General features: G+C 70.9%; 14 protein-coding genes. 9 read left to right on the top strand and 5 right to left on the bottom strand.

The annotated features are described in order from the left end of the window. Positions 1-28: 28 nt before the first annotated feature. The 5 genes from ACQUQD_RS01345 (at position 29) to ACQUQD_RS01325 (ending at position 5520) form a co-directional block, all read left to right on the top strand. Positions 29-790 (top strand): DeoR/GlpR family DNA-binding transcription regulator, encoded by a 762-nt coding sequence (locus ACQUQD_RS01345; protein WP_428950022.1) that lies wholly within the window; start codon positions 29-31, stop codon positions 788-790. A gap of 165 nt (positions 791-955) precedes the next feature. Beyond that, positions 956-1801 (top strand): PP2C family protein-serine/threonine phosphatase, encoded by an 846-nt coding sequence (locus ACQUQD_RS01340; protein ID WP_428950021.1) that lies wholly within the window; start codon positions 956-958, stop codon positions 1799-1801. 173 nt (positions 1802-1974) lie between these two features. Further along, positions 1975-2976, top strand: coding sequence for an MASE1 domain-containing protein (locus ACQUQD_RS01335; RefSeq protein WP_428957420.1), 1002 nt, complete (start codon positions 1975-1977; stop codon positions 2974-2976). Between the two features lie 230 nt (positions 2977-3206). Next, positions 3207-4802: a DUF4041 domain-containing protein gene (locus tag ACQUQD_RS01330; protein ID WP_428950020.1), complete on the top strand. Its 1596-nt coding sequence runs from the start codon at positions 3207-3209 to the stop codon at positions 4800-4802. Between the two features lie 139 nt (positions 4803-4941). Beyond that, a complete protein-coding gene (locus tag ACQUQD_RS01325) occupies positions 4942-5520 on the top strand; it encodes a hypothetical protein (RefSeq protein ID WP_428950019.1) in 579 nt (192 codons plus the stop codon). A gap of 67 nt (positions 5521-5587) precedes the next feature. Here the strand turns inward: ACQUQD_RS01325 and ACQUQD_RS01320 are convergent, their stop codons facing one another. Then, positions 5588-6070: a MarR family winged helix-turn-helix transcriptional regulator gene (locus ACQUQD_RS01320; protein ID WP_428950018.1), complete on the bottom strand. Its 483-nt coding sequence runs from the start codon at positions 6068-6070 to the stop codon at positions 5588-5590. Between the two features lie 111 nt (positions 6071-6181). On the opposite strand from ACQUQD_RS01320, the gene ACQUQD_RS01315 reads away from it, so the two are divergent. Beyond that, positions 6182-6931 carry a dienelactone hydrolase family protein gene (locus ACQUQD_RS01315; protein ID WP_428957419.1) on the top strand — a complete coding sequence of 250 codons (750 nt, stop codon included), beginning with the start codon at positions 6182-6184 and terminating at the stop codon, positions 6929-6931. A gap of 110 nt (positions 6932-7041) precedes the next feature. Here ACQUQD_RS01315 and ACQUQD_RS01310 read toward each other — a convergent pair whose 3' ends face one another. Together ACQUQD_RS01310 and ACQUQD_RS01305 are read right to left on the bottom strand one after the other, a co-directional pair. Continuing rightward, complete coding sequence (locus ACQUQD_RS01310) at positions 7042-8190, bottom strand: RNA polymerase sigma factor (protein WP_428957418.1); 1149 nt, start codon at positions 8188-8190, stop codon at positions 7042-7044. 16 nt (positions 8191-8206) lie between these two features. After that, on the bottom strand, positions 8207-8614 hold the full coding sequence (locus tag ACQUQD_RS01305) for a YciI family protein (RefSeq protein ID WP_428950017.1): 408 nt from the start codon (positions 8612-8614) through the stop codon (positions 8207-8209). 406 nt (positions 8615-9020) lie between these two features. Between ACQUQD_RS01305 and ACQUQD_RS01300 the strand changes: the two genes are divergently transcribed. Next, entirely contained in the window at positions 9021-9674 is a 654-nt protein-coding gene (locus ACQUQD_RS01300; protein ID WP_428950016.1) for a DUF4232 domain-containing protein, read from the top strand. Between the two features lie 27 nt (positions 9675-9701). Here the strand turns inward: ACQUQD_RS01300 and ACQUQD_RS01295 are convergent, their stop codons facing one another. Further along, a complete protein-coding gene (locus ACQUQD_RS01295; protein ID WP_428957417.1) occupies positions 9702-10424 on the bottom strand; it encodes a TetR/AcrR family transcriptional regulator in 723 nt (240 codons plus the stop codon). Positions 10425-10557: 133 nt separating this feature from the next. On the opposite strand from ACQUQD_RS01295, the gene ACQUQD_RS01290 reads away from it, so the two are divergent. Next, positions 10558-11520 (top strand): NAD(P)-dependent alcohol dehydrogenase, encoded by a 963-nt coding sequence (locus ACQUQD_RS01290; RefSeq protein ID WP_428950015.1) that lies wholly within the window; start codon positions 10558-10560, stop codon positions 11518-11520. Then, on the top strand, positions 11501-11716 hold the full coding sequence (locus ACQUQD_RS01285; RefSeq protein WP_428950014.1) for a S1 RNA-binding domain-containing protein: 216 nt from the start codon (positions 11501-11503) through the stop codon (positions 11714-11716). Before ACQUQD_RS01290 ends, ACQUQD_RS01285 begins: the two co-directional genes overlap by 20 nt. On the opposite strand, the gene ACQUQD_RS01280 is transcribed toward ACQUQD_RS01285, so the two are convergent. Beyond that, positions 11688-12647, bottom strand: a complete 960-nt coding sequence (locus ACQUQD_RS01280; RefSeq protein ID WP_428950013.1) for a DUF4232 domain-containing protein — start codon at positions 12645-12647, stop codon at positions 11688-11690. The genes ACQUQD_RS01285 and ACQUQD_RS01280 overlap by 29 nt on opposite strands. Between the last annotated feature and the right edge of the window lie 12 nt (positions 12648-12659).

Raw genomic sequence — 12659 nt, 5'->3', positions numbered from 1 at the left:
TCGTTCAAGGGTGGTGTTCAATCGCGGTATGAGCAACGCAGACCGGCACGGGCTGATCGCGCAGGCCGTCAAGGAGTCGGGCAGTGTCACGGTCCAGGAACTCGCCGAACTCACCGGTGCCTCGGAGATGACCATCCGGCGCGACCTCGACGCACTGGCCGCGCAGGGCGTCCTCGAACGGGTCCGCGGCGGGGCGCGCACGCTGCTGCTCAGGGGCGAGGAGCCGCCGTTCGCGCTGCGCTCCCGCGAGGCCGTCGATGCCAAGCGGCGGATCGCGGCCGAGGTGGCCTCGCTCATCGCCGACGGCGAGACCGTCCTGCTGGACAGCGGCACCACCTGCCTGGAGGTCGCCCGCCTGCTGAGAGGGCGGCCGGTCACCGTGATGCCGTTGTCCCTGCAGGCGATCCACTCGCTCAGCGACCCTCCGGGCACGGCCGCGCTGATGGTGCCCGGCGGACGGCCCCGCGCCGCGGAAGGTGCTCTGACCGGCCCTCTCGCGCTCGCCTCCCTGGCCGCGCTGCGCTTCGACACCGCTGTCATCGGCTGCTGCGGCCTGAGCGCGGCCGAGGGCCTGACCGCGTACGACCTCGACGACGCGGCCGTGAAGAAGGCGAGCATCGCCTCCGCGCGCCGCGTCATCGTCGCCGCCGACGGCACCAAGCTCGGCCACACCGCCTACGCCTACGTCGGGCCCTCGGCGGACCTGCACACCCTCGTCACCGACACCGGGGCACCCGCCGGCGAGGTGAGCGCGCTCGAAGGCGCCGGAACCGTCGTCAGGGCCGTCTGACAAGGCCGGTACGCGATCGCGGCGCCCTGTCGCAGGGCCTGACAAGGTGCGATCGCCGTCACCTGCGGGCACAGTGGACGACAAATTGCGCCGATGCCGCGCGCAGTGGATGACCGGAAGACCGACGGACCGACGCGAGGGGTTCTCGTGGAACCGGAGTGACAGATGTTCCGCACCGGGGAGGCCGACGACGGCGAGGAGCTGCTTGCCAGGCTCGGGGCGCTGACGGCCCGGGCACGGGAGCTGGCGGAGATGCAGCGTTCCCGGGTCGAGCTGGCGGTGGCGCTGCAGCGCGGCATGCTGCCCCGGGACCTTCCCAGCCCTCCCGGCGTCCGCCTGGCCGTGGGTTACATGCCGGCCACCCACGGGCTCAACGTCGGGGGCGACTGGTACGACGCCTTCACGCTGCCCGAGGGACGCATCGGCCTGTCCATCGGCGACGTACAGGGACACAACATCAAGGCGGCCGCATTCATGGGGCAGGTCCGCGTGGCGCTGCGTGCGCTGGCCTCCGTGACCGGAGACCCGGGCGAGCTCCTCGGCCGTACCAACGACCTCTTGATCTCCCTGGGCGCCGACCTGTTCGCCACGTGCACCTTTCTGCGCCTGGATCCGGCCACCGGCCTCCTCGAGTGCGCGAGAGCCGGGCACATTCCCCACATCTGGGCCACCGCCGACGGCCGCTCCGGTGTCGCCGAAGGCGAGGGCGGTCCGCCGCTCGGCGTCCTCAGCGGCGCCGAGTACCCCGTCGCCCAGTACCGGCTCACCACCGGTGGAGTCTTCGTCCTGCTGACCGACGGAGTGGTGGAGGGCCCGTCCTTGAGCCTCGACGACGGCCTGCGCCAGGTGATGCGGCTCGCCGAGGTCACCGTCGTCGCCGGCCTGGGCATCGACGCCCTCGCCAACGGCGTGATGAAGCTGGCCGAGACGGTGGGGCATGAGGACGACGCCGCGGTCCTCGTCGTAGGCCACGACAGCGGTCCCTCGTGGCGGCGCCGACCGGACGCTTGAGGGGGCCGGGAGGCCGTCCCGCGCGGGGCGGCTGCGGCGGACGTGACGCACGTTGCTGCTGGTCCCTGAGATAGCGCCCGATCCGGACCCGGACAGGGGCGCTCGTATGGCCGAGAAGGTGCGGCCGGTGTCTGATTGCTGCTGTGTTGGTGACTCGGCGGTTCCGGCTGCCCATGGAGGCGGCCCTGAGCACGCTGGCCGTGGCCGCCTGCTATTACGTGGTCGGGCGCCTCGGTCTGCTGGGACGACTCGTCGTCGAAGGCGTGGTCGTCACACCCGTCTGGCCGCCCACCGGCGTGGCTGTCGCCGCGCTGCTGGTCTTCGGCGTGCGGGTGTGGCCCGGGATCGCCTTCGGCTCCTTCTTCGTCATCATGTCCCTCACCACTCCCCAGGCCACCACGCTCGTCACCGTGGCGGGCAACACCGTCGCGCCGCTCTGCGCCTACCTCCTGCTGCGCCGCGTCGGTTTCCGGCCCGACGTCTCACGGCTGCGGGACGGGCTCGCCCTCGTCTTCCTCGGCGGACTCGGAGCCATGCTGATCAGCTCCACGACGGGGGTCGGGTTACAGCTGTGGACCGGGGAACTGGACAGCGGAGACTTCTGGTCCGTGTGGCTGGCCTGGTGGGTGGGTGACGCGATGGGCGTCCTGCTCGTCACCCCGCTCCTGCTCCTGCTCGCGGGACTGACCGGCCCCTTCCGGGCCGGGCGCTGGAAAGAGGCCGTGTGCCTGGCCCTCGCGACCTCGGTGCTCGTCCCGCTGGCCGTGTTCAGCCCGATGAGCTTGCTCTACCTCATCTTTCCCCTGCTGATCTGGGCCGCGCTGCGCTTCCAACTGGCCGGAAGCATGCTCTGCGCGCTGTTCGCGTCCGTGCTGACCACGTTCGAGGCGAACGAGCAGCGTGGCGCGTTCCTCCACCTGTCGGCCATCGAGGTCATGGCCAAGCTCCAGGCGTTCAACGGCGCCGCCGCTCTCACCGCCCTGCTGCTGTCCGCCATGGTGACCGAACAGCGCGCCACCCGACGTTCCGTGCAGCGTGCCTGTCAGGAACTGGCAGAGGTCCTCGATCACCTCGCCGCGGGCGATACGATGCCGGGCCAACCCACCAAACCCGCCCCCGGCATCGACGCCGACGAGGGCATCCCGCCGGCGACGGGCAGCCACCGGGACAGATGAGCGGGCGGCCCCGACCGGCTCTCCGGCCGTCGGCCCAAAGGTTCACAGGTCCCTGGTCTCTGGCCTCTGGTCCATGCACCCGTAGGCCCCGTTCGGGAGGGGCCGATAGGCCGCGGTGGGGCTGACGAGTCTGGCGAGAAACTGATGTACGTAAGTTGTGGATGAGATGTAATGAAGAGGTGTGAGCAGTGTGCTCACGCCTTTGCTGCTCACGCAGGAGTCGCACCACCATGGCTTACCGGTTCAATCCGCCGCCCACCTGGCCCGTACCGCCTCAGGGCTGGGTGCCCCCGGCGGGCTGGCAGCCCGATCCGTCCTGGCCCGTACCCCCGGGCTGGCAACTGTGGATCCCGGAGCAGGCCCAGGCGACCCCCGCTCCCGTCCCGGCCGCATCCCCTTACGGCACGACAGACACCGGTGCGTCGAACGCCGGCGGCCTGTTCGGCCGTCGCCGCAAGCAGGCCGAGGCGGACGCCGCGCGCCTTTCGGACGAGGTGGCCCGCGCCGACGCCCGGGCCGGTCAACTGGAAGAGGACAACCGGCACCTGACGCAGCAGCTGGCCGGCCTGCTGGGCGCCGACAGCGCGCAACTCGTCGCCGAGCAGCAGCGCTTGCAGCGCGCGCACGACGAGAAGGTCCAGGAAATGGCCCGGATCGACGCCCTGCTGGACGCCAAGGCCGAGCACGCCGCCGAGCGGGCAGCCCAGTCGCTGATCGACGTGCGTCGCCAGGCCGACACCCTGGCCCAGCAGGCACGTCAGGCCGAGCAGCAGGTCGCCGCCGCACAGCATGCGCTGGTGCAGACCGAAGAGACCCGGATGCTGCAAGAGGCCGGCATCTACACCTATCGGCACCCGCTGGCCGACGCGCTCGCCTACAAAGCCCGCCTCGACGATCTCAAGTCCCGCTACCAGCAGCTCGCACGGAACGACCGTGCCGTCCTGGGCAACCAGAACTGGATGGTCGACGGTTCGGCGGCCAAGGGCCGCAAGATGGTCCGGGACTTCTCCAAGCTCATGCTCCGCGCCTACAACGCCGAGGCGGACAACGCGGTGCGCGGCATGAAGCCCCACCGCCTCGGCTCCCTCGTCGACCGGCTGACCAAGACCCGGGACACCATCGCCCGGCTCGGCACCACCATGCAGATCCAGATCAGCGACGACTACCACCGGCTGCGCGTACAAGAACTCGAACTCACCGCCGACTACCTGGCCAAGAAGGAAGCCGAGAAGGAAGAACAGCGCGAACTGCGCGAGCGTCAGCGCGAGGAGGAGCGTCTCCAGCGGGAGATCGAGCGCGAGCGCCAGCGCCTCGACAAGGAACGCCGCCACTACGAGAGCGCTCTGCGGCGGCTGCGCGCGGGCACCGCCGACGCGGCTGCTATCGCGGAACTCGAAGGCAAACTCGCCGAACTGGACGCCGACATGGCGGCAGTCGACGCCCGGGAAGCCAACATCCGGGCCGGCTACGTCTACGTCATCTCCAACATCGGAGCCTTCGGCGAACGCATGATCAAGATCGGCATGACCCGTCGCCTGGACCCCATGGACCGCGTGAACGAACTGGGCGACGCCTCCGTGCCGTTCCGCTTCGACGTCCACGCCCTCGTCTTCAGCGAGGACGCTGTCGGCCTGGAACGCCACCTGCACCAAGAATTCGAGGCCCAGCGCGTCAACCGGGTCAATCTGCGCCGCGAGTTCTTCTACGCCACCCCGGCCGAGGTGCGCGACGCGCTGGCCCGACTGGCCGGACAGCATCTCCTGGAATTCCAGGACACCCCGGATGCGCCGGAATGGCGGGCGAGCCAGTCACCAGCGAGGAATTGAGGTTCGGCGTCACTTCTCGGTCTCCGGAGCGACCCCGCCGCTGAGGTTCGGCCGCGCCCCGGCCTCCGTCGTCACCCGTGGCGATGAACGCCGAGCGCGCCGCCCTCACGCGCACTGCCCCGACGGGCACAGTGAGCGGATGCGCCGCCCACTCCTGTTCGCCCTGCTTGCCGCAGCCGTGCTCGCGACCGGATGCACCACCGTGGGCCCGGACGACGCCAACCCGCCCCGGCGGGTCGGCCGGTTCGCGCCCGAGCAGGGAGGAGAGCCCGCCCCCGTGCGACCCGTCACGTCATGGACCCCGCGCCAACCGGCAGCCCGCGAGGCCCTCGCGGACACGTCCACGGGCAAGTCGAAGGAGCAGCGTCAGCAACATCAGAAGAAGTCGAAGAAGTCCGACAAGCCGAAGAAGTCGAAGCGCGCGGCGAAGTTCCACGAACCCGCAGCACGGCCGGATCGGCACGTGGCCGAGCACTCCGTACGCCGTCCGGCTGCCCGGCACCGCACTGCGCCGACCGCGCCTCGCAGGCACCGGCCCGCCGCCCGGCCGCCGGTGCGCCATCAGACCCCCGAGCACCGTCCGGCCCCGCCGCGCCACCACCAGGCCCCGCGACCGCAGCCCCGTTCCACCTACGACCTGCGCACCGTGTGTCAGTGGGGCGATCAGATCGGCATGGACCCGTCGTTGTCGACCGCCTGTCATCAGCGGAGCCGGTGAGGGCAGGCGGCCGTCACGAGGGCCTGCGTCAGTCGTGCCTTCAAGGTCGCGTAGCGGCTACGAGGAGTCAGGAAGCGCCGGTGTGGTGGTCCAGCAAGCGGGAGAGCAACCGCACGAACTGGTCACGTTCGGCGGGGCTCAGCGGCGCGAGCAGTTCGTCGTGAAGGTCGTCCAGGACTCCGTCGAGACGGCGTAGGCGACGACGGCCCGGGCCGGAGATCGTGATGATGTTGCGGCGCTGGTCGTCGGGGTCCGGCGCCCGCTCGACGAGGTCGCGCTCGGCCAGTTCGTTGAGCACGCCGACCATGTCACTGCGGTAGATACCGGTGCGACGACTCAACGTCGCCTGGCTGCAAGGACCGAAATCCTGCAATGAGGCGAGCACGGCGTAGTGCCACTTGCGGGCGTCCACCCGGGCCAGCCCTTCGTTGACCAGCCGGTCCGACCGCGTGGTCAACTGCGACAGCAGCCGACTCGCCCGTCGACGCAGCCTGTCGGGCGCCTTGGGGGCGTCGTCCTCGGGCATCTCCGTAGCTTCGGCTCTGCTCATGACGCTCATCCTACGCATTGTGTTAGTGGGACTAACGCTGTACGGTCGCTCGCGCCGATCAGCGTTAGTCCCACTAACGCTGATCCGCGAACTACAGGAAGGAAGCCCGCCATTCCCAGCGAGACATTGCTGATTCCCACCCCTGACGGTCAGGCCGACGCCTACGCCGCCTTCCCCGACGACGGCGAGCGGCACCCGGGGGTGCTGCTGTACACGGACGCCTTCGGCATGCGTCCCGAGCTCACGGAGCGAGCCCGCGAACTGGCCGGGCACGGCTACTACGTGCTCGTCCCCAACCTCTACTACCGGCACGGCCCGGCACCGGTGGTCGAGCTTCCCGAGCACATCGGAGAAGACGTCCGGCCTGCGGTCATCGGCCGGTTGATGCCCCTGGTCCAGGAGCACACCACCGAACGCATCCTGCGCGACGCCACTGCCTACCTCGATTTCCTCACCACCCGGCCCGAGGCCGGCGCAGGACCGGTCGCCACGGTCGGCTACTGCATCGGTGGCGCCCTGGCGCTGCGCACGGCGACGGCCCACCCCGACCGGGTCGCCGCCGTCGCCGGTTTCCACCCCGGCTTCCTGGTCACCGACGCGCCCGACAGCCCGCACCGCTTCATCCCAGAGCTGACCGCCGAGGTCCATCTCGGCCTGTCGGGGAACGACATGTCGTCCGAGGCCATGAGCGAACTCGACCGGGCCCTGGAGGCCGCAGGCGTGCGCTTCACCGCCGAGACCTACCCCGGCACCGTCCACGGCTTCACGATGTCCGACACCGACGCGTTCAGCGCCTCCGGGACGAAGCGCCACTGGGACGAGTTGCTCGGCCTGCTGGACCGAAGCCTGGCCGACAGCTGAGGCCGGGGGGCTCGCCGCCTCGCAGATCTCGTTGGCCGCGACCATCACCATCACCGTCACTGTCGTCGACCAAGGCCGCAGGGACGTTCGCTCCGCCGCGAAGTGGGCCGTCAGCGAGACCTGCCTGCGTTCAGCCGGGCGGCTTGCCGCGTCAGATAGTCGCGTTCGGCGAGGTTGGGAGCCTTGTGGGCGGCGTCGGCGTACAGCCGGGCCGCCTTCACCAAGTCGCCGTCGCGTTCGTGGAGATACGCCGCCACCGCGACGTAGCGGGGGAGCGAGTCGTCGTCCAGAGCCGCGAGTGCCGCGAGCCCGGCGCGCGGTCCGTCCGCCTCGCCCACGGCGACCGCCCGGTTGAGCCGGACGACCGGGCTGTCGGTCAGCCGGGCCAGCTCGTCGTACCACTCGACGATCTGCACCCAGTCGGTCTCCTCGGCGGTGGGCGCATCCGCGTGCAGGGCGGCGATGGCCGCCTGCGCCTGGAACTCGCCGAGCCGGTCGCGAGCGAGAGCGGCCTGAAGGATCGCAACGCCCTCGGCGATCGCGGTCGTGTCCCACCGGCCGCGATCCTGTTCGGCGAGCGGCACCAGGCTGCCGTCCGACGCTGTCCGTCCGGGGCGCCGGGCGTGGTGGAGCAGCATGAGCGCGAGCAGCCCCGCCACCTCGGGGTGGTCGATCGCCGCGGCGAGCTGCCGGGTGAGGCGGATGGCCTCGGCGGCGAGGTCGACATCTCCGGAGTAGCCCTCGTTGAAGACCAGGTAGAGGACGCGCAGCACGGTGGCGACATCGCCGGCCTGATCGAACCGCACGCCGGAGACAGTGCGTTTGGCCCGGCTGATGCGCTGCGCCATGGTCGCTTCCGGCACCAGGTAGGCCTGGGCGATCTGACGGGTGGTGAGGCCGCCGACGGCGCGCAGGGTGAGCGCGACCGCGGAGGCCGGGGTCAGTGACGGGTGGGCGCACAGGAAGTACAGCTGCAGTGTGTCGTCCACGTCGGACGCGGGCCCGGGCGCCGGCTCCTCGTCCACCAGGTCCTCACGCCGCCGACGGGTCGTATCGGCGCGGGCCGCGTCGAGGAACCGGCGCCAGGCCACGGTGATCAGCCAGCCCTTCGCGTCCCGCGGCGGGTCGTCCGGCCAGACCCGGACCGCCTCGACGAGCGCGTCCTGCACTGCGTCCTCGGCCGCCGCGAAGTCTGCTCCGCGGCGGACGAGGACAGCGAGCACGCTCGGGGTGAGGCTCCGGAGCAGGGCCTCGTCCATCTGAGTCACCCGGAGGTCACTCCGCGGTGGTGGAGTGCGCGCCCAGGAACGGGCGGACCTCCAGCCACTCGTGGATGGGCTTCCCGCCCGCGCCGGGGGCGGCCGACAGCTCGCCCGCCAGCTCGACGGCGCGCTCGTAGCTGTCCACGTCGATCATCATCCAGCCGGCGATGAGGTCCTTGGTCTCGGCGAACGGCCCGTCGGTGACCGGCGGGCGTCCCTCACCGTCGTACCGGACCCAGGCACCCTCGGGGGCGAGTGCCTGACTGTCGACGAACTCGCCGCTCTTCTCGAGCCGGGCCGCGAAGTCGTTCATGTACTGCACGTGAGCCGAGATCTCCTCCGGCGTCCACTGGTCCATGGGTGCGTCGTTGACCGAAGCCGGGGCGCCGCGGTAGTGCTTCAGCAGCAAGTACTTGGCCATGGTGTTCTCCTCGGTTCTGGTGCGACCCATTGTGGTCGCGCTCACCCCGGGGACGGAGCCGGACGCGGGTTCTCGACATCATCGGCGGAACTTTTCTGGAATTTCTGGCCCGATGGCCCGATGGCCCGATGACGGGGCTCGGAGCCGCCTCGGCCGGGCGCGAACTCGGCCACGACCGCGCAACGGCGGATGCGGGCGGCGGTGACGCGATGGTTGGTTCGAGTGGAATCCCCCCGGACTGTCCTGCTTCCCTGATCTTCCGTAACGGCCCGTCGACCCGCCTGTCACAGGGGCGTCTTGATCGAACTCCGGGCGCAACGGCTCACCGGAAAGTACGTGTCCTATGAAACGACAGCGCCCCGCTCGGGCCGAACGAGCGAGGCGACATCGCTTCCCAGGAGTACCGATGCGCGTCAAGAAGATCTCCGCACTCGCCCTCGTCGTCACCGCCGCCGGTCTGTCGCTGAGCGCTTGCGGCGGCAATGAGGGTGCGAGTGCGGCCACCGACACCAGCGCGTCCGCCACCGCCGACAGCTCCGCCGGCAGCCAGGACGTGACCTCGGATTCTTCTTCGGGTTCCTCCGCAGACTCCGGTTCGGACGGCAAGGTCACCGCCCGGACCCAGTCCAAGACGTCGGGATCGATGTGCAAGACCGACGACCTCGCCTTCAGCGCGGGTTCCACAGGAGTCAAGAACGAGATCGTCGTCAACCTGAAGAACGGCGGCTCGGCCACGTGCAGCATGCACGGCTTCCCCGGTGTCCAACTGGTGGGCCCCGACGGGCTGGGTGACACCGGGCCGGACGCCGCCCGCACCGACGCCTCGGCGTCCACCGTCACCATCGCGCCCCGAGAGGAGAGGCGCTTCCTGCTCCGGTACATCCCGGACACCAGCGGTTCCGGCAAGACGTACACCAGGCTCTCCGTGACCCCGCCGAACGAGACCGTCTCGGAGATCGTGAACCTCGACGGCCTGAACATCACCGTCCCCGCCTCCAGCGGGCACGCTCCCGACGTGTACGTCGACCCGATCGGCTACCACACGGGCTCCGGCAAGTGAGCCCGGCCGCGACGGGCCCGGCGCGGGTCACGGACTGCGGCGAGACCGGCTGGCAGCCACCGGCGGATGAGGGGGATGCGGCCGACGGGCCGTAGCGGTGCTGGGCAGCGCGGACAGAGCCAGTTCGCTGGCTGCGGGGAGTGCCGTGTGGCGAGGCGTCGCACGGAAGGCGTCAAGAAGGTAGGCCACCAGACGCCTTGACGCCGCGTCGTCCTCGGGGAGGGCGGTCACCAGGCCACCGTGCGCGACCAGCGCGACGATCAGGTCGGACGGGGCGAAATCGGGGCGCAGGGCCCCGGCGGCCTGAGCTCTGCGGATGAGACCGGTGAGGTGGCGCTCCGCCGCAGTCCTCGCCTCGGAGTGCTTCTGGGCCTGGCCCGGAAACGCGGCGAGGAATGCCTCCGGGAAACCCCGCTCCTCACGCTGCAGCCGGCAGAGTTCCTCCACCAGCAGGCTGAAGCCCCGCCAGGGATCCGCATCGGCGACCGCCCGGGTGAGGACGCCCGCGCACGCCGTCATCTGCTCGGCGAAAGCCTCCTGGACCAGGTCGTCGCGGGTCGGGAAGTGACGGTAGAGCGTGGCGACCCCGACTCCGGCACGACGGGCGACGGCCGACATGGCCGCGTCGATGCCCCGCTCGGCGAACACCTCGCGGGCGGCCGTGAGGATCCTGCGCCGGTTTCGACGCGCGTCCAGCCGCAGCCCCTGACCGCCCTGCGGAGCGTCGCTCGCCGAGGCGTCGCCCTCGATCCGAGAGGAATGCGCGGTCACTGTCTCTCACCTCCGCCGTAACCGGACGATGTCGTCCGTTTGTCACCCTACGCTGCGCAAACAGCCGCCGGGGTGGGCCCGCCGGCTGGGCAGAGCAAGGGAGGCGGGAGCGATGGAGCCGACGATGAAGGCGGTGCTGTACGACCGGTACGGAGGCCCGGACGTCTTGCGTGTGGGTGACATCACCCGCCCGGCGCCGGGCCCCGGCGAGGTACTGGTCCGGGTACGCGCGTTCAGCGTGAACGGCGGTGAGCTGGCAGCCCGATCGGGCCGGGTGCGCTTCGTCACCGGACGCAGGTTCCCGCAGCGGACGGGGCTCGACTTCACGGGCGAGATCGCCGCGCTCGGCGCGGGGGTGACGGGCGTCGCGCCGGGCGACCGCGTGTGGGGCGTCATGGGCCGGACCTCTGGATTCGGCAGTGCCGCGGAGTACGTGGTCGTACGACCCGAGCGCCTCGGACTGGTTCCCGATGACCTGGACCTGGTGGAGGCCGCGGCGCTCCCGGTGGGCACCACCGCCGTCACCGCGCTTCGGGACAAGGGAGCGCTGCAGCCCGGCGAGCGCCTGCTCGTCCGGGGCGCCGCCGGCGGCGTAGGAAATGTCGCGGTCCAACTGGCCAAGGCGCGGGGCGCTCATGTCACCGCCCTGGCGCGGGAGACCAACCTCGACTTCGTCCGCTCCCTCGGCGCCGACGACGTCGTGGACCATCACCGGGTTCAGCCGAGGGAGTTGGGGCGCTTCGACATGGTGCTCGACACCGCGGGCACCGACCTTTCGGCCTACCGCAGATTGCTGAAGCCCGGTGGCCGCATGGTCACGATCGCCTTCGACCTCAGCCGCCCCATCGCCTCCCTCGGTTTCATCGCCGCGAGCACGGTGTACGGACGCGGCCGGGTGCGTTTCTTCAGCGGCAACCCCAAGCGGGCGTTGTTCGACATTTTGGCGCGGCACGTGACCTCGGGTGAGCTGCGGCCTTACGTGGACCGGGTGTTCTCGCTCGACGAGGTGGCGGACGCTCACCGGGCCTTGGAGGCGGGCGGGGTGCGCGGCAAGTATGTGGTGCGAGTCGATTAGAGCCCGCACCCATGTGACGGCCGTCGAGGGACTGGTCCCCCTACAGGAGTTCGCTTCGGCGCCCGTGGGATCGCCGTCGGATGCGGTGCGGGTCGGGGACGCGATGTCCGTCGTCGTCACCTCGGTCGGCCGAGCGGAACGGCGACTGTTCCTCGCCGGCCCGCGTGCTAGCGCTCCGCCTTCGCCCAAGGATTGACGCCCAGCTTTCCAGTGGTTCCCAGGTCGAGGTTCGGGGTCACCGTCACCGGGTCGGCTCCGGCCTTCGCCCGGACCCGTACGTAGGGCACGTTCACCGGAGTACCGGACTGGGTGGTGTTGCGCCACACCAGGCCGGCGGTCGCCGACTCGCCGGGCTTGAGCGTGACGGACTGGGGCGGTCCGTCGGGCCCGGTGCCGGTGGAGATCTCGCCGCTGCCGTCGAGGATCCTGATGCCGTCGACGGGCTCGAAGTCGGTGTCCAGGAGCTCCAGTTGGGGGTAGCCCTCGACGGTGTAGTCGCGCGTGCCGCAGTTGTCGAGGTGCAGGCCCACGACGCGCAGCCCCATGGCCGCGTCGCCCTGGTCGGCGCTGACGCGGATCCCGGAGGCCGGGCAGGTGCCCGGCTCGGCCGGTGCCTCGTCCGAGGGGACCTTCGTCACGGTGAGGACCTTGGCCCCCGTCACCCGCGGCGCGACGGACGGCAGTGCCTCGGCGCGGACCGTGCCGCGCACGGTCCGCCCGGGACCGACATCCCGCACGGTCGCGGTCTGGCTGGTCACGGCCCCGCCGTCGCCGCTCAAGAAGCTGATGACGACCGTATAAGTCAGGCTCTTCGCGCCCTTGTTGGTGACCTCGTAGGCGGCAGTGGCCGTCGGGCCCGTGGAGAGACTGTCGGCGGTGACAGAGGTGCTGCGGGAGGGAGTGGGGGAGGCCGACGGGAGGGTCAGCGAGGTGATCCGTACGCCGTCCTTGCCCGGATCGTCGACCTGCGTGCGCGACGGTGTCGCGTCCGCTTCGGCGCCGCTGTGGCCGGCGCCGCCAGGGCGCTCCGTCCCGCAGGCGGTGAGCAGCAATGCGCTCGCGGCGAGAGCTGACAAGAAGGGGGCGGTCGCGGCGAGGGCCGGGCGGAGCGGCGTGGGTCTCGGCATCCGGTCATCCCA

Origin of the sequence: Streptomyces sp. cg35 (assembly GCF_050410835.1) — a bacterium.
Classification (GTDB): Bacteria; Actinomycetota; Actinomycetes; order Streptomycetales; family Streptomycetaceae; genus Streptomyces.
The sequence above is the reverse complement of the archived record's forward strand: the minus strand, read 5'-3'. Positions and strand labels throughout refer to the sequence as shown.

Coding starts and splice junctions, on each gene's coding strand:
- ACQUQD_RS01345 (WP_428950022.1), top strand. CDS start 29: ATGAGCAACGCAGACCGGCACGGGCTGATCGCGCAGGCCGTCAAGGAG.
- ACQUQD_RS01340 (WP_428950021.1), top strand. CDS start 956: ATGTTCCGCACCGGGGAGGCCGACGACGGCGAGGAGCTGCTTGCCAGG.
- ACQUQD_RS01335 (WP_428957420.1), top strand. CDS start 1,975: ATGGAGGCGGCCCTGAGCACGCTGGCCGTGGCCGCCTGCTATTACGTG.
- ACQUQD_RS01330 (WP_428950020.1), top strand. CDS start 3,207: ATGGCTTACCGGTTCAATCCGCCGCCCACCTGGCCCGTACCGCCTCAG.
- ACQUQD_RS01325 (WP_428950019.1), top strand. CDS start 4,942: ATGCGCCGCCCACTCCTGTTCGCCCTGCTTGCCGCAGCCGTGCTCGCG.
- ACQUQD_RS01320 (WP_428950018.1), bottom strand. CDS start 6,070: ATGAGCAGAGCCGAAGCTACGGAGATGCCCGAGGACGACGCCCCCAAG.
- ACQUQD_RS01310 (WP_428957418.1), bottom strand. CDS start 8,190: ATGGACGAGGCCCTGCTCCGGAGCCTCACCCCGAGCGTGCTCGCTGTC.
- ACQUQD_RS01305 (WP_428950017.1), bottom strand. CDS start 8,614: ATGGCCAAGTACTTGCTGCTGAAGCACTACCGCGGCGCCCCGGCTTCG.
- ACQUQD_RS01300 (WP_428950016.1), top strand. CDS start 9,021: ATGCGCGTCAAGAAGATCTCCGCACTCGCCCTCGTCGTCACCGCCGCC.
- ACQUQD_RS01290 (WP_428950015.1), top strand. CDS start 10,558: ATGGAGCCGACGATGAAGGCGGTGCTGTACGACCGGTACGGAGGCCCG.
- ACQUQD_RS01285 (WP_428950014.1), top strand. CDS start 11,501: ATGTGGTGCGAGTCGATTAGAGCCCGCACCCATGTGACGGCCGTCGAG.
- ACQUQD_RS01280 (WP_428950013.1), bottom strand. CDS start 12,647: ATGCCGAGACCCACGCCGCTCCGCCCGGCCCTCGCCGCGACCGCCCCC.